This is a genomic window from Nocardia sp. NPDC050412, assembly GCF_044458825.1.
Classification (GTDB): Bacteria; Actinomycetota; Actinomycetes; order Mycobacteriales; family Mycobacteriaceae; genus Nocardia.
Map to the genome: position 1 here is coordinate 338,346 of NZ_JBITIJ010000004.1, position 18,896 is coordinate 357,241.

Below are 18,896 nucleotides of genomic sequence, written 5' to 3' on the forward strand. Positions count from 1 at the left end.
CCACCAGGACTCGCCCGCCTGGATGGACTCCTGGCAGCGACTCGGCGCGACACTCGCCCGACGAACTCAATCGCTCGTGCCGAGCAAGTTCCGCAGACTAATCATCGCCGCCACAACCCCGACCCGTGAGTACGCCGCAGTTATGGTCGCCCTCGGCATGGTACGGATGTCCTACCATGACCGTGTTCTGCCGGATGCCATGGCGCAGTTCCATCACCTTGCTTCGCTGCCCAAGGAGACTATGGTCCGTGCCGTATTGGGCGGAACAAAAGTCCAGCTCGCTCCCGTCGCGGGCGTGAACCACCGGGGCAACCTGATCTTCGGTCAGCAAGAGATCGACCCAACATACTGCGCCGACATCAGCACACTGCCGTGGCTTGGATCAACGTCGAAGTCGTGGCCTATTGACTTGCGGGACAATAGCGACTTCATCAGGAGCATGGTCCCCACGGCATCGCCGCGACTGTTCGTCACCTCGACTAGAACCATCTGTGCAGTGATCGGCCCAGGACCAGCTCTCAATGAGGAGTCCAGGCTGCTGATTGCACGCACGAATACCGCGCCGAAGCCTATCTATGAGATACTCCGCCCGTTCGAGCTGTATGGCGAAAAAGGTTGGAACACAGTCATTTTCAATTCTCAGATGCGCGACTGGCCTGCCCCCGCAGCTGACAAGCTGCCTCGACTCGTAGTCCTCGACGGTGCAGCTGCGGTGCAACGTTGGGTCGAGAGCACTAATGAAGCAGAATTGGTGCTTGCTTTAGTACACCGCAACGACTCCGGAGCAACAGCGGCGGCCGAGACGATGCTCAATCTGAGGCGTAGGACGATCCCTATCGACATCTCCGAGTTGCAGTGGACACCACCCGCGGCGGTGGAGGCAACCGTATTCGGGGAGCCAGCATGAGCATCCTGACGAGGGCTGATGTCAAGTACCGGGCGGCTACCCAACTTGATCTAGACCGCATGCCGGTGCATGACGCCATCGTGAGCAAGGTGTGCGCCGACGTGCAAATCTTGCTCACTGCCATTGATGCCCGTGAGCGCCCAGATGTCTGGCACCCCACGCGTTCCGCTGCGTCCGCGCTGCGTTGGGCTCTCCTGACCAGGCCTCGCATCGGCCTGGATGGCCGGACAGTCGCCCAAGCCGCCCTGAACGAATTACGTAGGCAAGCTGAGGTTCTTGCTGGGCAGGTGGATGCACCTGTCTGGGGGAAGCTGTGCGAACTTGCTTCCGATGGAAACGCACTGGCCAGCGGAACCGACGGACTGTCCCAGCAAATCATTGACAGCCTGGAAGACAGGCCTGCCGGTCGGACCTGTGTTGTGCTCGCAGATGCTACTGCGAAGAACGAGGCCGAGTCTGCACTGCCCCCCTTCAGTCAATCTGCATTGTTCCTGACCCCGCGGCAGTTTCTCAGTGGGGAAGTATGGGATGCCGCGGTTGTTGTGGGCATTTCGAAGTGGTTCCCTGACGAGATCTTCACGGCACCACGCTGTTTCGAGCTGACACTCGTCCACCATCACTGGCTTGAAGATCGAGATCGGGTATCCGGCATGTTCTCGGTATCCGAATCGCACTCCTTAAGCATATTGCTACCACGACAGGATCGCTCGCGATTGGACCGGGTTGTTGTCCAGCCGCCAACAGCCGCAATCGACTGGACGGCTATCGCGCCAGTCAGCGGCACTCCGCATGGCAACGATCCAGCCGAAATGGTTTCCGCACGTCTGATTATCCTAGCCGGCGGATACGGTTTCTACCTCGAACGTAATGCTGAAACCGTCCGAGGACTCGATCCGGCCGGCCACCCAGGAAGATGGATCAGACAGCTACCGGCCGCAGACCTCGGTCCCGATCGTGTGATCGCGCTGCGCAAGGGGGTCAGCGAGCTCGATGCGCTGCGGCCCTATGTCAGCGAGATTCTCGGCGACCGTGAGACTTCTGTTCGGGAACACCAGGCACAGTGGAAGTCTCGGCTGGCCAGGCGACTCGACTTGAGCGGTCTTCACGACATCGCTCTGGCTGTCGATCGTCCACAGCTGACCTTGGAGTACGCACGCTACTGGGCCGGACCGACCTGTATTAGTCCCCGTCGACCAGCATTTGAGAAGCTTCTGAAGCACCTCGACGTGCCAGACCCATCCGCCACTATCGACGCTGCGGCGCAGCTGCACTCCGCGCATGTGAGCGCTGGACATCAGCTTGCGAAGGAACTGGAGCGCTCGGTCGACGAAACGGTCCTCCAGCGATTGAGCACTGAACACTCTGTGACACTTTCCACCGGTAATGCCTTAAGAGCAGGTCAGACTACGCTCTTTCGGATCGTTGCCATTTCCCCAGAGACCACTAATGTTCCTGCCCGCATCCTCCGGATAGCGTTGGAACTGAAAGGCACCCGATGGCTCGAATGATCCCGCCGGTCTTCGATGATTCGACCCCTAGCCCCGGCGAGCGTCTACTTTTCGAGCGGCTGCAGTGTGAACCGGGCACGGACAGCTGGACAGTCCTGCATTCACTGGACATTGCAAACCACACCACACAGGTGCGTGGTGAAACCGATTTTCTAATCGTAGCTCCAGGACTCGGGGTGCTGTGCCTAGAAGTGAAGGCGCATAAACGAGTCGCCCGGGATGCGGACGGATACTGGCGTTTGGGTAGTCACCCGCCTGACGAGCGGGGCCCATTCAAACAGGCCAATGACCAAATGCAGTCCATCAAGCGTTTCATCCGCAAAAACAATCCTGACCTGGCCAGAGTACCCGTTCTGTTCGCCGTCTGGTTCACTCACTGCCGCTCTGACCTGCAGCCCAATATGGAGTGGAATGAGTGGGAGCTCCTCGATGAGAGAGACCTTTCGAGACCGGTTGCCCAGACACTCACTGAACTGATAGCGAAAGGGCGACAGCACCTCGCTGCCAAAGTCCGCTGGATACAGGACACGGGCCCTAATGAGCAGGTATGCCGACGGCTAGTGCGGCTGCTCCGCCCGAAGTTTGAATTGGCTGTCGATCACGGGGCTCTTCGCAGCAAGCGCGAACAACATGTACTGCGCTTCACAAACGAGCAGTACGACGCGCTAGACACGATGTACCGCACTCCTCGCGTACTGTTCACGGGCCCCGCAGGAACGGGCAAGACATTTCTTGCATTAGAGGCTGCGAGAAGATCAGCTTGCCAGGGGCAATCTGTGCTACTGGTCTGCTACAACAGGCTCCTCGCCAATTGGATGGCCGGTGTCGCCGCAGATGGTGTACGCGTTACGACGCTCCACAAGCTCATGCTCCAAGCCACTGGCCTAACGCCTCCAGAGGCCGCGTCTCGCGATTGGTGGAACGAAGAATTACCGGAGCTTGCGATTGAACCGCTGCTCAACGACGCAGGCGCCGCGGCAGATATCCTCATCGTCGATGAAGCGCAAGATCTGTCAACTTCATCCTATCTTGACGTCCTCGACGTCAGCGTCAAAGGAGGCTTGGGTGGAGGAGAATGGCGAATGTTTGGCGATTTCGAGCGCCAATCGATATTCCATAAAGCTGCCGAAGGCGCTGTCTTGAAATATGCACAAGATACAGTGCTCGCCGCGCTTCGCAGAAACTGCCGCAACACTCGCCGAGTCGGCGAGATGACACAGCTACTGACTCAACTCGCCCCAGGCTACACCGGTTTCCGCAGACCCGATGATGGAGTCAACGTCATTCTTCGCCCCTTCGCGAGCAGTGCTGACCAGGGGCGACTACTGCTTACACAGCTCAGGTCATTCGAGGACGAGGGATTCACACCTGACGAAATTGTCATTCTGTCACCGGATGTGGACGGAGCAGCCGCTACTAGCCGCGATCCCGTTCTTCGCAAAAGACTCTCGCTGCTCGACCAAGGCGGATCTGGATTCGTTCGGCATGGAACAATCCACGCCTTCAAAGGACTCGATGCACCGGCGGTCATCGTCACCGATATCGACCGACTCGACCACCGCGGCCGGGACCTGCTCTACATCGCGATGACCCGTACAACCGGCCCTCTGTGTCTGCTTGTGAGCCAGACCATTAGTTCAGAGATTGCCAGTCTGATTGAAGGAGGCATCGGTGGCTAATTTTATCGACGCTCGGGACCGTGTGGTCGATAAGCTGCGCCAGGAACTGGTTGGTCCCAAACCGGCTGGCAAGTCACTTAATACCGCCGCAGCTGTCCGATTTGACAACTGGGACGAAGCTACGGGGCCGTGGCGGGATGCACAATCCGGAGAGGAGATCCTGACCGAAGCAGGGCCAACTACCCGCTACGGCGTTGGGGTGCTGTTCGCCGTCGATTCGCGACAAGCGGGTGGTCCTGACACCAGTGCTAGCAATGACTCTGACCCTGCTTCTCAGGGACCTGATTATGCGCCCGGCACAGCGATGCCAGATGCCGAATTCGACATTTTGAGCGGCAGCCTCCGAGAATCACTCTGCGCAGACAGTGAACACAGCGATGACGACGACTTCGATTTGGATGCAGCGAATGCCTACAAGCCGAGCGCGCTCGGCGTTACATGCCGCGTCCGGATGCCGGCCGGCTCCCGCATCACTCTAACTGCTACCTTTGGACGCTATCGTGAACTGCCCGTGCGAATCGGCACATCGACACAGACCTGGTTCCGACGCACTCCTGTCGCGCTAAAAGCGGCCTTTTCCGCTGATCGTCTCACTCAATTCTCCAGCAGGAAGACGGTTACAGAGGATCCTCATGCTCGTCTGCGAACTGGTGATGAGGATCTAAATATCGTCGTTGAAGCATATAGCCGCCCTACTGGCGATAAATTCGAACGACTTGTGACGTTCTATGTAGCAAACAGGACTGGTGGTCGAAAAGACATCGCCAGCCTCTTCCAAGCGCAATTCAAAGTTCATGCGGACGATGGTGCAACCATCATGCCCTACCACAGTACGACAGCGGAACTGTCGGATGACACAGAGCTTGCAAGTATCGCGCTCTTGTACCGCGATAATCAAACGTTCGCCGTCGGCCACGGGTGCGCCGCCGATTGGAAAATGACGAACGGACGAGTTGCGTCGATTGAAGCGGCAGTCCTGCCCGAATTCGAAACCCCGAGCATTACCCCGGTGATTAAGACGCCCGATGGCAACGAACTGCGGGTAGATATGCGCATCCTGGCCGATCTGAACCAAACAGCCGAAGCGAACCGACAGATCCAACAGCTGCTCGATTCGTATTCGTCCTGGATAGATGAACGTCAGACTGATATTTCTTCACTGCCAGAACAATTGCGCACGACCGCGCAACAGCACCTCGACGAATGCAGAGTTGCGTTGGGCCGTATGCGGTACGGCTGGGATTTGGCACGCTCCGATCCAACTGTCCGAACAGCGTTCGCACTTGCCAACCGAGCAATGTTAACCCAACAAGCCAGATCTAGTGCTGGACTTCGACGAGCCAGCCTAGATAGCGAGGGCGGATTGGTCTTCGACGGCTTACAACCTACATCGGAGCCCGGTCCCAAACGAGGGTTTTGGCGGCCCTTTCAGATCGCCTTCATCCTTGCAGTGCTGGAGTCTGTCACGAACGGCGATAGCAAACATCGAGAAACAGTCGAGCTCATCTTCTTCCCGACCGGTGGCGGAAAGACGGAAGCATACCTCGGTGTTGCAGCCTTCGGGCTGTTCCTTCGCCGGCTTCGCACGCCTCGGGACGGGGGGACCGATGTCCTTATGCGATACACGTTACGTCTGCTCACAACCCAGCAATTCCTGCGCGCCTCCGCCCTAATTTGCGCTATGGAGGAGATCCGTGAGCGTCGCGACGACCTCGGCGAAATCGAGTTCTCAATCGGCATCTGGGTCGGCGGAGATAGCACGCCGAATAAGCGCTCACATGCACAGACTGCATTTAAGAACCTCAGCAAGGGAGGCGACAACCCCTTCCTTCTATTGCGCTGCCCGTGGTGTAACGCTGAATTCGGAGCAATCCCAGCTAAACAACGCCGGTCTAAAGGCGCCGAGTACGCTATCGCGGGATACTTCATTGATCCCCGCAAGAAGGTTGTTCGGTTCCGTTGTTCCGACTACCGCTGCCGTTTCTCCCGCAGGTGTCTGCCGGTGTACGTCGTCGACGAGGATCTTTACGACATCCGGCCATCACTGGTTATCGGCACGGTCGACAAGTTCGCACTTCTCGCTTGGCGGCCCGAAGCACGCAAGTTGTTCGGTCTGAATCTGGACGGCAGCCGTGCGTTCTCGCCACCAGGACTGGTCATTCAGGACGAACTGCACCTGATCTCCGGTCCGCTAGGCTCGATGGCCGGCTTGTATGAGGGTGTTATCGAAGAACTTTGCACGGACTACCTTTCCGATGCGGTTAAGCCAAAGATCATCGCCTCGACCGCGACAATCCGCAGATATCGGGAACAGGTCCGTTGCCTCTACGGGCGGGAAACCACGCAACTATTCCCTCCACACGGGCTAAATGCTGACGATTCTTTCTTCGCTACATGGGCCCGCGACAGCGCTGGGATCCTGCAGCGGGGTAGGCGATATATCGGTGTACATGCGCCGGGGCTCGGCTCGATGCAAACCACACAGGTACGAACCTCCGCAGCATTGTTACAGGCACCGATGGAACTACTGCCGGACGAACGTGATCCGTGGTGGACATGCCTGACTTTCTTCAACAGCCTCCGCGAGCTTGGCAACACGCTAACCCTCCTGCAGGCTGACATACCAACTTATCTGGGAGGACTCAACAAGAGGGATGGCCTCGACAAAGATCGGCAGCGATGGCCCAAGCACACGCCGGAGCTGACTAGCAGACTAAAGGACCACGAAGTGCCACAGGCGATTGCGGCCCTTGAGATCGGCGTTGGCGAGAAAGGATGCATAGATGTCTGCCTAGCATCGAGCATCATCGAAGTAGGCATCGATATTGATCGCTTGTCACTCATGACGGTCGTCGGCCAGCCAAAGACAACCGCCCAATACATCCAGGTCACCGGACGAGTCGGCCGACGCTGGGACGAGCGGCCTGGGCTTGTGGTTACTCTGTACGGCGCCGCGAAGCCAAGAGACCGTTCACACTTCGAGCGATTTCGCAGTTACCACGAGCGACTGTACGCGCAAGTCGAGCCGACCAGTGTCACCCCATTCGCACTTCCAGTTCTCGAGCGAGCCGCGCATGCAGCACTGGTCGCATACGTGCGGCAGCTCGGACCGAGTACCGCTATGCCTCCCGCTGTTCCCCAAAAACTGATAGACGACGCCGCCGAGCTGCTTCGGCGACGTGCACACGCGATCGGCGCCAGCTCGGCGGACTTGGAACGAGTGTTGGCGAAACGACTCCGTGAGTGGCAGACCTGGGAACGAACATCGTGGGACGCCCACCCGGAATTTGGCGATGTCCACAACGGACTAATGCGGTACCCCGGGACAACCGTTCCAGCCGAAACCCGACGTGTGTCATGGGAAACGCCCTCTTCAATGCGCAATGTTGACGCAAGCTGCCGGATTCAAGTAACCACAATCTATGCCGCCGAGGCCGGCGAATTGCCGGAGAAAGACTAACATGAAAAAGGGCATGAATGGGATGATCCGGCGGTCCCAGTTGATCGCACCCTTTGGTGTCGGCGCTATGACTGTATTGGCGAATGGGACATCGGTGATCAGTGCGGGGCTAGATTACTGGTTCGAAAGGCCCGAGCACAGCGAGCTCCATGAGGCAGAGTTCGAACTCAAAGAATGGCGACTGGAGCGCCGGCTACGAGTGGGTGGTTTCAGGGTTCCGCCTGATTACCGAACACCTCGGAGCGTGTCGGATTCCGTGCGAGTTAACATCGGACTCACCGTTCCATTCCTACGCTTTCCAACCTGGAGCGTCTGTTCTCAGAGTAAATGCAGGCATATGAAGCAACATGGCTTGTCATTCCGCGATCGGCCTACTTGCGAAAATCCAGAGCATGGGAATCTGAAGTATCCGCCAATGATGGTACAGGTGGCATTCGTCGCAATCTGCGAGCAAGGTCATATCATGGACTTTCCTTGGAGAGAATGGGTCCACCGAAGTATTACACCAAACTGCCGGGGTCAACTCAAGCTGATCTCGACTGGGGCTGGCACGCTCGACGGACAACGGGTGGAATGCGAATGTGGTGTACCTGCCCGGACACTTCGAGACGTAACTATCGCGGGTCGCCTGTCAAGCAGCCTGGAGCGCGGTGTCGAATTTGAGTGTCCCGGCGCCATGCCCTGGCATGGCGGCCTGACTACAACTGCATGTGGTGCGCCGCTACGAGCAAGTTTGCGTGGCGCATCGAATGTGTACTTTGCACATATTGCTAGTTCGATCGACCTCCCATTGCATATTCCAGAAGTCCAGGAAGCCGTCGACATCCTGAGCGAAGCCTCCCTGAATGTCAAGGTCAGCGGATTGGCCCAACTCGGTTTAGCAACATCTGAGCGGGTTCGCAAACTCTCCGCACCATTGTGCGCAAACATAAGCGATGAGCACCTTCAGCAAGCACTGGAAGTACTGTTTCCGACGGACGCCGGGCACTCAACCTTAGTCGATGTTACCGAGCAGGAATTTCGGCGTGATGAGTACCGTTTACTTCGCGAACCCAGCACGCACGATTCCTTGCGCATCACTCAGGTCGACTTCGGCAAATATGGCGATGATCTGACAGAATGGCTAGATCGCATTAGCCTCGTCGAGCGCCTTCGAGAAACCCGTGCACTTTGGGGATTCTCCCGCGTACACCCGACACCTCCCCGCATCGAAGTCGGCAAGGCGATGCTTCGGATAGCTGCCCTCAACCACGATCAACAATGGCTTCCCGCGTATGTTGTCCACGGTGAAGGTATTTATCTCGAAATCAGCAATGCCCGCCTCACCGAATGGGAAAAACGTCCCAGCGTTGTACAGCGCGTCGAGCGGCTAGAACTCCTGAGCCAAGGGGGCGACCACATCGCCCTTCCGCATGTCGCTCCACTGTCTGCACGGATGGTGCTCATACATACTCTTGCCCATGTATTGATCAATCAGCTTGTATTCGAATGCGGGTACAGCTCCGCGTCGCTCCGTGAGCGGATTTTTGTTTCAGAGACACCAAATGCCATGGCCGGATTGCTTATCTATACCGCGTCGGGTGACTCGGAAGGCACGATGGGCGGTCTAGTGAGCATGGGACAACCTGGCCGACTTGAAGCCGTACTGCGGGCCGCCCGCGACAACGCAGGCTGGTGCGCCGCAGATCCGGTTTGCATGGAAATTGGCGGTTCTGGGCAGGGCCCGGAATCATGCAACCTAGCAGCCTGCCACAGCTGCGCCCTATTGCCTGAAACGGCGTGCGAGGAGTTCAATCGGTTTCTAGACCGTGCGATGCTTGTAGGAACTCTGGACGATCCCACGATCGGATTCTTCAACTGAAAACCTCTTTAGGAATATCCGCTCGGAGAATTTGCGCGGGCAACAAGATCAGAGTGGTGCTTCAAGCGCATTCCCCACACACCACGGACGGGATTCTTGACGTTGCCGCAGCCATGCGCCTACTCGCGAAGTAATCGCTGGCTTGAGGCCGTGCGTGTCCTAACCCGTGATCAGGCTGGCAGGAGTCGGGCGATTACCTCGGCCAACTGCTTGACGTTGCGGCATTCGTGCATGGTGATCTGCTCGGCGTAGGTGTGGGCGGCGGAGTCGCCGATGGACCAGGAGCGAGCCGGTTCGGGGTTGAGCCAGTAGGCGTGTTTGGTGCGGTCGATCATTGCTTGCAAGGCAGTGAGATTCGGGTCGGTGCGGTTGGTGCGGGCGTCGCCGAGGATCAACAGGGAGGTACGGGGGCCTAGGGCGTCCAGGTAGTTGTCGACGAAGCCTTGGAAGGCCTCGCCGTAGTTGCTGCTGCCGAAGCGGGCGACGTTGGAGTTGCGGATTATTCGGGTGGCGGCGCCGGGGGCGGGAGGTTCGCCTGGGGTGAAGAAGCCGGTGATTTCGTCGCAGGTGTCGATGAAGCCGAAGCTGCGGACCTTACTGAATTGGTCTTGCAGCGCCTGGACTAGTTGCAGGGTGAATTCGGCGAAACCCGTTACGGAGCCGGATAAGTCGGCGAGCACGACAAGGTCGGGGCGACCATGTTTGCGGGCGCGCAGAACCGGATCGATCGGCACACCCCCCGTGGCCATGGAGCGGCGAAGGGTTCGGCGCATATCGATCTGGCCCCGGACTGTCTTGCGGCGACGGGCGGCGAGGCGAGTGGCGAGCTTGCGCGCCAAAGGGTTCACCAGGCGGCGCATTTCGGCGAGGTCTTGGGCGCGGGCGCCGAGGAAGTCGACCTGGTCGGTACTGGATTCGACGCCGCGGCGGGCGATGTATTCGGTGCCGCGGAGTTGGGCGGAGCGCAGGCGCGCCTCGGTTTGGACGGCGGTGCGGAATTCGCGGACGCGGCGGTCGGCTTCGATGGTGCGGACGGTGGGGTCGAGATCGCCGCTCATGCGCTCGCCGACGCGATCGATAAGTTCTTCTGGCCGTAGGGATTTCATGGTCAGATAGGAAGACCACCCAGCACCCGATGCGGTGGTGACCGGACTCGACGGCTCGCCCGTCCCGACTCCTCCGTAGCCGCCCAGTGCGGTAAGGGCCTGACGGGCGAGTTCGGCGACGGCGGTGCGGTCATCTCGGGCGAGTGCTTCCACCAAGCGGTCGCGAAGGTCATCGGTGGATTCGAGAGGCGCCGGGGTTGTCGGTTGCTCCGCGGTCAGGAAGTAGAGATCGAAGAGCTGGTCGAAGACGGCGCGCTGACCATTGCGGCGCAGGAGGCAGGCGGCCATGCCGGAGCGCAGGCGGTTCCGGTCGTGTAGGCCGAGCGCGAGCATTGCCTCGGCGGCGTCGATGGTTTCGCTTGGTCCCGCAGAGATTCCGTGGTCGCGAAGCAATCCGACGAACTGGACCAGGCGATCGGTCATCGTGTCGATGCCCTGCTCAGGGCTGCGCCGCCCAGATGACGTCACCACTCGTCACCCCCGCCATCGACGGCTGCGGTCTTTGTTGGCGTTCCACCCTCGTTTTGAGTGGCCTCACGGAGTACCGATCCCGAGAAGCGGTGCGACAGTTGACATACCGCCGCCCCGAATGTTCGATGCGCACAACGCTTCCCCACTGCGACCGCCGAACCAACACTATCGGCGCTCCGAACCGCCTTGCCTACCAGCTGTACCGCTTGCCGGGTTCCGCGAGCGCCGCGGGTTCCCGCCAATGGCTCCGAGAAGTCCTGCGGCAGTTGATGGCCGACGCGTGCCTGTTCGGCGCATCGCATACCCCGTCGGTATCCGCGTGCGGGGCGCGGGGGTTCGATCCGAATTGGAACAGCGGCGGTCATGATGGTCTGCGTTCGCGGGAATCGGGTCCCGGGAGTTCGAGGCGAGCGATGGCGATGCGGTGGTCGGCTTGGTATTTGAGTAGTACGCCGAGGGTGGATTGGACGATGGCGCCGGTGAGGTTTCGGGCGCCCAAGGCTACGAGAGTCCTTGCCCAGTCGACGGTTTCGGCGATCGAGGGAGGTTTGCGGAGGGTGAGTTCGCGCAGGGCGGCGACGGTTCGCACTACCGGCTCACCCAGGGTTTCGTCGAGCTCGGGCACCTTCATGCGGACGATCGCGCGCTCCAACTCCGCTGTCGGATAGTCGATGTGGAGGTAGAGGCAGCGGCGTTTCAACGCTTCGGAGAGGTCGCGGTTGGCGTTCGAGGTGACGATGACGAAGGGCTTGCGCACGGCGGTTACGGTGCCGAGTTCGGGGATGCTGACCTGGTAGTCGCCGAGAACCTCGAGTAGCAGTCCTTCGAGTTCGATATCGGCCTTGTCGAGTTCGTCGATGAGCAGCACGGTCGGATGCGGATTCCGGATCGCGGCCAGTAGCGGACGCTGCAGCAGGAATTCTTCGGTGAAGACGTGGTCACGGGTGCTGTCCCAGCTCTCGTTGTCCGTGGCGGTGATGCGCAGCAATTGCTTGGCATGGTTCCACTCGTAGAGCGCGCGGGCCTCGTCGATGCCCTCGTAGCACTGCAGGCGCACCAGGTCGGAGGTGGTGGCGGTGGCGATCGCCTTGGCCAACTCGGTCTTGCCGACACCGGCCGGACCCTCGATCAGCAGGGGCTTGCCCAGGTGACCGGCGAGGAACACCGCGGTGGCGATGTCGGTGGAGGGCAGGTATCCGGCGTCGGTGAGCCGCCGCGTCACCTCGTCGACCGAGCCAAAGAACTTACTCATCGGTAACAGTCTAGAACCAGCGGGTTTCCACTCCATCCCTGAGGCCGAAACCCACCGTCTCGGGGACTCGTCATACCAAAGGATGAATCTTCCTGAAATCGTGCTCACACCATTGCCATTCGACCGGGCGCGGCCGAGTGTGAACGTGCAAATCGTTGCGTCGCCGGGCTATCCGACGAGCAACGACGGCGTCTTCGCGGACGCGCAGATAGAAAGGATCCACGGTGTTCTCGAGAACGACTTCCCGCCGATTGACCCGGGTGGCCATGGCCGGCGCCCTCGCGGCAGTCCCGTTGACCGCACTGGCCGTTCCCGCCTCGGCCGACCCTGCCGCCAGCGACCCCGGTGTGACCGAAGTGCGGCACCCGCACAATAACGATTGGGATTGCGACCGCCCCGGCTTCTTCGACGACTGGAACCACAGTCCCGGCCGCTGGGACGACTGCGATCTTCCCGGCCGCTGGAACGACCCGTGGCGATTCCCCCGCCACCTGTTCCCCCGTGGGACCTTCGGCAGCAGCTGATCGAGAGCAACCGGCCCGGCACCACAGGTGCCGGGTCGTTGTCGCCCGGACCCCTGAGAAGCAACCGACTTAGGATCGATTCGACTCGGGGGACACCCCTACGCCAGTCCCATCGCCACTCATACTTTCGACTGAAATTTCCCTGAATCCCACTGTGGCAGGAGATTTTTCGGCGTGCACACGCAAGAGTGAAAGCATGACAATGACGCCTCGCCGGATGCTGGCCCAGGTGGCCGTGGCCGCCGCTCTCATCACTGTTCCCTTGACCACCTCGGCAATTCCGGCGTCGGCCGCACCAGCAACGGGGTCCGCAGGATCAGGGCAGACGGATGACTGCGAAAGCGCCGAGCACCGGGACGAGTGCGAGCAGGCGTGGCGGGACGAGCAGGCCCGGCGGGACAGGGAGGCTCGCGACTGGGCGCACAATCTGAACAATCCGGCCAACCCCATGAGCCCCTTGAACCCGAACAACCCGGCCAACCCCAACAGCCCGGCCAACCCGCAATACCAGTGGGAGCACAGCCTCAATAACCCGGCGAATCCGATGAGCCCGCTGAACCCCAACAATCCGGCCAACCCGAACAGCCCGATGAACCCCCGCAACCAGCACAGACCCGATAACAGCTAGGCCGTGCCGCAGTGGTCCGGCCTGAACCGAGCCGGACCACCGCGGATCCGCGCACCAGGGTGGTCCGACCTCAGCCACACGTGACCACGGCGGATCCGCACACCAGGCAGCCACCACGGAATGTCACGGCATCGGCACCCGGAAATGGTTGGGCTCGGCATCCGCGGGCACATCACTGGCCTGCGTGAACCGCTCCACCTCGGCACGCAATTCGATGAGATGCCGCGCATGCGCATCGAGCGCCTCATCTTCCGCAGAAGCCGGAACCCATTGGCGCACCGGCCGTGCCTTACCGCTCTCATCGACGGCGACGACAACCGCGAGACCGTGCGCGGCGAGCGCCGGTTCATCGGAGTGCGTATCCGTCGACGTCACATGCACGCTGACGTGCATACTCCGCGGCCCGGTGTGAATCAGCCGCGCACTCACCTCGACAATATGTCCGATGACAATCGGCCGGTAGAATCGGATCCCGCCGAAATACGACGTAATCACGTGCTGCCCAACCCAATCGGCACCACAGATATACGCCGCCTCGTCGATCCACTGCATAGTGCGGCCGCCGTGCACCTTGCCGCCCCAGTTGATATCCGAAGGCGCGGCCAGGAATCGCAAAATCGACCTCGGCGCTGTGCCCGCCGCCGTGTACTGCTGCGCGGCCATCGCCTCCTCGATTCGCTTGCGAACCGAAACCCGTGCCCGCGCTTGCCGATGCCGCTCCAGTTCCAGAATCGACGTCGGATTCCATTGCGGCACTTCGACAGTCCGCCGATTGTCATCGATCGCGACGAAGATCGTCAGGCACTGCGCCGTCTGCACCGGCTTGCGTCGCGTGGGGTCGGTCGAATAGACGCTGACGAGAATATGCATGCTGGTGCGCCCGGTGTGCACGAGATTCGCATGCAGTTCGACCAGCTCACCGACCGCGATCGGGCGGTCGAGATGAATATTGCCGACGTAGGCGGTGACGCAGTAGCAACCGCTCCACTGAGCCGCCGCCGCATAGGCGACCTTGTCGATCCATTCGAGTAGCTTGCCGCCGTCGACCGAACCGGCGATGCCCGCATCGGCCGGTTTGACGAGAAAGCGGTGGATAGCCTCGGCTCGGCGACCGGCCGCAGCCGGACTCGGAACGGATCCGGGGACAAGGGTGCTGGATGAGATGCTCACGACTCACGATCTGTTCGGTTGACAATTCGACTCCGCTGTCCTCGCCAGACAATAGGCAACCGCGCCGCTACGGGCGAGTAGTCACCCGCTCCGGTGCGGCGGCCCGTGGACGTATCCGGCGGAGCGAGAGGAGATATCGTCTGTTTCGGGGTTTGGTGTTGACGAGGTTGATATCGCCGCCGTAGTGGGCCAGCACACGACGATCCATGACCGCGCGCCAGATAGGTGGGACGATCGCGAACAGGATCATGCTTGCGTAGCCAGCAGGTAGCTGTGGCGCCTGTTCAGAGCTGCGCAGGGTCTGGTAGCGGCGGCCCGGATTCGCGTGGTGGTCGCTGTGCCGTTGTAGATGGAACAGGAAGACGTTCGTGACCAGACGGTCACTGTTCCAGCTGTCACGCGGGGAGCAGCGCACGTAATTGCCATTGCGACCGCGCTGGCGGAGCAGACCGTAGTGCTCGACGTAGTTCACCGTCTCGAGCAGCCCCGCGCCGATCAGCGCCTGCAGTGCCAGAAATGGGATCACCGCAGGCCCGAAGAGCAATATCAGCGAGCCGAACAGCGCGGCACTCATCGACCAGGCCTGCAGCAGATGATTCTCTCGGCTGAACCAGCGCTTTCCCTTACGGGACAGGCGTTCACGCTCCAAAACGATGGCCGAGCGGAAGCCGCCGAACATACTGCGCGGCAGGAACTCCCACAGCGATTCGCCGAATCGGGCACTTGCCGGATCTTCCGGCGTCGCGACGCGCACGTGATGGCCACGGTTGTGCTCGACGAAGAAGTGCCCGTAGCCCGATTGCGCCAGAGCGACTTTCGCAAGCCAGCGTTCGAGGTGCTCGACTCGATGGCCGAGTTCGTGGGCAGCGTTGATGCCGATGCCTGACACGAACCCGAGCGTCACGGCCAAACCCAGCTTGTCCGATACGCTCAGCGCCGGTCTGGCCCAGAGATATCCCGCGATCAACAGGCCGATGAACTGTAGCGGCAGGAAAAGGTAAGTGCACCAACGGTAGTAGCGATCGTTGGACAAGGACTCGTAGTCCTCGTCGCGCGGATTGCTCCCGTCATTCCCTATCGCCCAGTCCAGCAGCGGGATCACCATGAGCACAATGATCGGGCCGATCCACCAGAATATTTCGAGGCCCGTATGGACCACCAGTTGTGAAGGAAGTACCGAGCAAGTCGGAGCGATCAACCCCAGTATCCACAGATACCGCTTGGGGTCGCGTCTTTCCGTATTCTCGAAGATTGACATATCCGCCTCGGGCATCCAACAGAACAACACCGACAGAGGGGTCCGGCCGCGGGAATCCGTTGCCGTAGAACTTGTCGCTACAGAATAGCTGCGTCCGTGCGGGCTGCCGGCAATCTGTCGAAATCGACATTCTGACCTGGCGGCTTTCCGCAGCCGAGTAGCGAATCATCGCCGCGCCCGTGGTTGCCGCGGCCGGAGATCGAACGCGTAATCGGTGCCCGGCGGCGGGTTTCGGCCTCGAAACCGGCCCGCCGCCGCGTATTACGCACGAAAATCACCGTGCTACGGCAGCGCCGCGCAGTTGGATGGGGCGGGCATGCCCGCGAGCCGATCGGTCAACCACTGCTGCGAGGCCGCCAGCGACGGGAAGAAGGCCATCACGTGGGTGCCCGCGAGTCCGGATACGGGAGGAATTTCGGTGTTCGCTTCCAGCTGAACGGGCACGCCGCCACCACACCAACCAGCGGCCATTTCGCGCACCGGCGCAAATGGCGCTCCCTCGTCGTTCAGGGCTGACGCGGCAAGTACCGGAATGGCCGGGGCACGTGTGCCGATACGCTGCTCGGCGAATGCCTGTTGCAACGCCGGAGACCGATCGATAACAGCGGTCAGCGGTTCTCCACTGATGGTCCAATCGGACGTGCGCTGATGTTGCTGGGCCAGTCCGAACGGAACCGCGCATTTGCCAAGGGATTCGTTCAGGATCGCCTTGCCGATATCGTTGAGTTCGGCGTCGAGCACCGGGCGGGTTTCCGGGTAGTCGGCGGCAATGCCGTTGAGTACCCAGGCGAATGCCGGTGCCATAGCGGCGCGACCGTCGTTGTATCCGATGAAGTATTCATCGTCCACGACCGGCCCACCGATGTAGGCGCCGCGCACATTCAGATCGGGGGCGTAGCTCGATTGCAGCTCGGCCGCACCGGCGGAGGCCATACCGCCCTGCGAATACCCGTAGAGAATGACCGGCGTGCCGGGATGGAGGCCGGTGCCGGGTAACTGCAGCGCGGCGCGCGCGGAGTCCAGTACCGCGTGGGCTTGTGATTTCCGGTTGAGAAAGTCGTGCACATCGGGCGTACCGAGACCGTGGTAGTCGGTCACCATTACCGCCATACCGCGGTTGAGCAGTGCTTCGATTGCAACCAGATCGTATTCGAAGATTATGTCCAACGGAGGCTGGAGCTGGACGACCTGCGACATCAACTTCGAGGGCGCGCATTGATCGCCCTGTCCCTTGGTACCGCCCGCGTACGCGATCAGCGGCCGCTCGCCGGGGCCGGTCCATGGCACGTTCGGCTGCAGATACGTACCGACAACCGCCGTAGGCGCATCGTGGGTATCACTGCTGACGTACATGATGCGCGTAGCCGCTGCGGGGACCATTCCCGGCTGTCCGGGCGCCGACATTGCCATCTGCGCCGGTTCGGCGCGAACGATGGTGCCCCGCCCGTCCGGCAGTGATGGCGGTGGAAGATAGAAATCACCGGCCTCCGCGACCGGTTGCTCCCCGGGCGGTTGCGTCCATGCGTGTGGTGCGGTGACCGTCCCACCCCCGACCCCAATGAGGGTTCCCGCTAAAGCTGCTGTCAATCCAAATACTCGGCTGCGCATGATTCGATCCTTCCTGCGATTTTGGAAGTACCCATGGCATCTTGAATCGGATAGTGAGATTATCTGGAGACGGATCGGTTTTACGTGAATCCCGCCGAGAAAGACAGATCCGCGACGGCCTCGAACCCCGCAAACACCGAGGTCAATTAAGCGTTGGTTCGAGACTCCTCGATTTCGGTCTTCGGTCGAGGCCGATATTCCTCAGGTACCGCGGAACCGGCAGTTGCGTGGCCGCGGAATGGCCGAGCCGCCAAAACACAGTGGCCCACCCCGAACGATCGGGATGGGCCACTGTGGCGTCAGCGCGTATTACGCGGTTTCGGTGATCGGGCGGTCGACCCAGCTCATCAGGCCGCGCAGCTTGGCGCCGGTGACCTCGATCGGGTGCTCGGCATTGGCCTTGCGCAGCGCCTCGAGCTCCTTGTTGCCGCCCTCGACGTTGGCGACGAGGCGCTTGACGAAGGTGCCGTCCTGGATGTCGCGCAGGATGTCCTGCATGCGCTTCTTGGTGTCGGCGTCGATGACCCGCGGACCCGACAAGTAGCCACCGAATTCGGCGGTGTCGGAGACCGAGTAGTTCATGCGCGCGATACCGCCCTCGTACATCAGGTCGACGATGAGCTTGAGCTCGTGCAGCACCTCGAAGTACGCCATCTCCGGCGCGTAGCCCGCCTCGACCATGACCTCGAAACCGGTCTTGACCAGCTCTTCGGTACCACCGCAGAGCACGGCCTGCTCACCGAACAGGTCGGTCTCGGTCTCCTCCTTGAAGGTGGTCTTGATGACGCCGGCGCGGGTGCCGCCGATGCCCTTGGCGTAGGACAGCGCCAGCGCCTGGCCCTCGCCCTTCGGGTCCTGCTCGACCGCGATCAGCGCCGGAACGCCCTTGCCGTCGACGAACTGGCGACGCACCAGGTGGCCGGGGCCCTTCGGCGCGACCATACCGATGGTCACGTTGGCCGGGGGCTTGATCAGGCCGAAGTGAATGTTGAGGCCGTGGCCGAAGAACAGCGCGTCGCCATCCTTCAGGTTGGGCTCGATGTCGTTGGTGAAGATCGACGCCTGGGCTGTGTCGGGGGCCAGCACCATGATCACGTCGGCCCACGCGGAAACCTCCGCCGGGGTGCCGACGGTCAGGCCCGCCTCTTCGGCCTTCGGCCGCGACTTCGAACCCTCAGCGAGGCCGACGCGGACCTCGACGCCGGAGTCGCGCAGGCTCAGCGAGTGCGCGTGCCCCTGGCTGCCGTAGCCGATGACAGCGACCTTGCGGCCCTGGATGATCGACAGGTCGGCGTCGTCGTCGTAGAACATCTCGACTGCCACTGTAGGTTCCCTTCGGATCATCCCCGCCTCGGCGGGGAACACCTGTTCGGCACAGGTGATGAGTTTGCAAAATTCGGATCGAATCGGGTCCCCCGCGTGCGCGGGGAGCGCGGCACGCCGACCGTCGATCGCAGCAAGACT

Annotated in this window: 13 protein-coding genes; 7 read left to right on the forward strand and 6 right to left on the reverse strand. The window is 61.0% G+C overall.

All coding sequences use genetic code 11. The features are described 5' to 3' along the window. Positions 1 to 22: 22 nt before the first annotated feature. From ACIBI6_RS13065 to drmB, 5 genes are read left to right on the forward strand one after another with little or no spacing between them, the layout of a single operon-like run. Positions 23 to 907, forward strand: coding sequence for a hypothetical protein (locus ACIBI6_RS13065; RefSeq protein ID WP_396956216.1), 885 nt, complete (start codon positions 23 to 25; stop codon positions 905 to 907). Next, a complete protein-coding gene (locus ACIBI6_RS13070; RefSeq protein ID WP_396956218.1) occupies positions 904 to 2,415 on the forward strand; it encodes a hypothetical protein in 1,512 nt (503 codons plus the stop codon). The genes ACIBI6_RS13065 and ACIBI6_RS13070 overlap by 4 nt, the downstream gene beginning before the upstream one ends. Continuing rightward, the gene (locus ACIBI6_RS13075; protein WP_396956219.1) at positions 2,412 to 4,094 is read left to right on the forward strand and encodes an NERD domain-containing protein; all 1,683 of its coding nucleotides are present in this window, start codon (positions 2,412 to 2,414) and stop codon (positions 4,092 to 4,094) included. The genes ACIBI6_RS13070 and ACIBI6_RS13075 overlap by 4 nt, the downstream gene beginning before the upstream one ends. Next, a complete protein-coding gene (locus tag ACIBI6_RS13080; RefSeq protein WP_396956221.1) occupies positions 4,087 to 7,554 on the forward strand; it encodes a helicase-related protein in 3,468 nt (1,155 codons plus the stop codon). The genes ACIBI6_RS13075 and ACIBI6_RS13080 overlap by 8 nt, the downstream gene beginning before the upstream one ends. 22 nt (positions 7,555 to 7,576) lie before the next feature. Next, complete coding sequence (gene drmB, locus ACIBI6_RS13085) at positions 7,577 to 9,415, forward strand: DrmB family protein (RefSeq protein WP_396956489.1); 1,839 nt, start codon at positions 7,577 to 7,579, stop codon at positions 9,413 to 9,415. 170 nt (positions 9,416 to 9,585) lie between these two features. Here the strand turns inward: drmB and ACIBI6_RS13090 are convergent, their stop codons facing one another. Together ACIBI6_RS13090 and ACIBI6_RS13095 are read right to left on the reverse strand one after the other, a co-directional pair. After that, on the reverse strand, positions 9,586 to 10,989 hold the full coding sequence (locus ACIBI6_RS13090) for a VWA domain-containing protein (RefSeq protein ID WP_396956222.1): 1,404 nt from the start codon (positions 10,987 to 10,989) through the stop codon (positions 9,586 to 9,588). A gap of 364 nt (positions 10,990 to 11,353) precedes the next feature. Continuing rightward, positions 11,354 to 12,244: an AAA family ATPase gene (locus ACIBI6_RS13095; protein WP_396956224.1), complete on the reverse strand. Its 891-nt coding sequence runs from the start codon at positions 12,242 to 12,244 to the stop codon at positions 11,354 to 11,356. A gap of 224 nt (positions 12,245 to 12,468) precedes the next feature. On the opposite strand from ACIBI6_RS13095, the gene ACIBI6_RS13100 reads away from it, so the two are divergent. Together ACIBI6_RS13100 and ACIBI6_RS13105 are read left to right on the forward strand one after the other, a co-directional pair. After that, on the forward strand, positions 12,469 to 12,768 hold the full coding sequence (locus ACIBI6_RS13100; RefSeq protein ID WP_364341912.1) for a hypothetical protein: 300 nt from the start codon (positions 12,469 to 12,471) through the stop codon (positions 12,766 to 12,768). 196 nt (positions 12,769 to 12,964) lie between these two features. After that, positions 12,965 to 13,396 carry a hypothetical protein gene (locus tag ACIBI6_RS13105; RefSeq protein WP_364341914.1) on the forward strand — a complete coding sequence of 144 codons (432 nt, stop codon included), beginning with the start codon at positions 12,965 to 12,967 and terminating at the stop codon, positions 13,394 to 13,396. A 123-nt stretch (positions 13,397 to 13,519) separates the two neighbouring features. Here ACIBI6_RS13105 and ACIBI6_RS13110 read toward each other — a convergent pair whose 3' ends face one another. From ACIBI6_RS13110 to ilvC, 4 genes are all read right to left on the reverse strand, one after another. Next, positions 13,520 to 14,491, reverse strand: a complete 972-nt coding sequence (locus ACIBI6_RS13110; protein ID WP_396956491.1) for an acyl-CoA thioesterase — start codon at positions 14,489 to 14,491, stop codon at positions 13,520 to 13,522. Positions 14,492 to 14,633: 142 nt separating this feature from the next. Continuing rightward, positions 14,634 to 15,839, reverse strand: a complete 1,206-nt coding sequence (locus tag ACIBI6_RS13115) for an alkane 1-monooxygenase (protein ID WP_364341918.1) — start codon at positions 15,837 to 15,839, stop codon at positions 14,634 to 14,636. A 267-nt stretch (positions 15,840 to 16,106) separates the two neighbouring features. Continuing rightward, positions 16,107 to 17,432, reverse strand: coding sequence for a lipase family protein (locus ACIBI6_RS13120; protein ID WP_364341920.1), 1,326 nt, complete (start codon positions 17,430 to 17,432; stop codon positions 16,107 to 16,109). Between the two features lie 309 nt (positions 17,433 to 17,741). Then, the gene (ilvC, locus tag ACIBI6_RS13125; RefSeq protein WP_174566238.1) at positions 17,742 to 18,743 is read right to left on the reverse strand and encodes a ketol-acid reductoisomerase; all 1,002 of its coding nucleotides are present in this window, start codon (positions 18,741 to 18,743) and stop codon (positions 17,742 to 17,744) included. Between the last annotated feature and the right edge of the window lie 153 nt (positions 18,744 to 18,896).

Coding starts and splice junctions, on each gene's coding strand:
- ACIBI6_RS13120 (WP_364341920.1), bottom strand. CDS start 17,432: ATGCGCAGCCGAGTATTTGGATTGACAGCAGCTTTAGCGGGAACCCTC.
- drmB (WP_396956489.1), top strand. CDS start 7,577: ATGATCCGGCGGTCCCAGTTGATCGCACCCTTTGGTGTCGGCGCTATG.
- ilvC (WP_174566238.1), bottom strand. CDS start 18,743: ATGTTCTACGACGACGACGCCGACCTGTCGATCATCCAGGGCCGCAAG.
- ACIBI6_RS13105 (WP_364341914.1), top strand. CDS start 12,965: ATGACAATGACGCCTCGCCGGATGCTGGCCCAGGTGGCCGTGGCCGCC.
- ACIBI6_RS13095 (WP_396956224.1), bottom strand. CDS start 12,244: ATGAGTAAGTTCTTTGGCTCGGTCGACGAGGTGACGCGGCGGCTCACC.
- ACIBI6_RS13065 (WP_396956216.1), top strand. CDS start 23: ATGGACTCCTGGCAGCGACTCGGCGCGACACTCGCCCGACGAACTCAA.
- ACIBI6_RS13070 (WP_396956218.1), top strand. CDS start 904: ATGAGCATCCTGACGAGGGCTGATGTCAAGTACCGGGCGGCTACCCAA.
- ACIBI6_RS13115 (WP_364341918.1), bottom strand. CDS start 15,839: ATGCCCGAGGCGGATATGTCAATCTTCGAGAATACGGAAAGACGCGAC.
- ACIBI6_RS13075 (WP_396956219.1), top strand. CDS start 2,412: ATGATCCCGCCGGTCTTCGATGATTCGACCCCTAGCCCCGGCGAGCGT.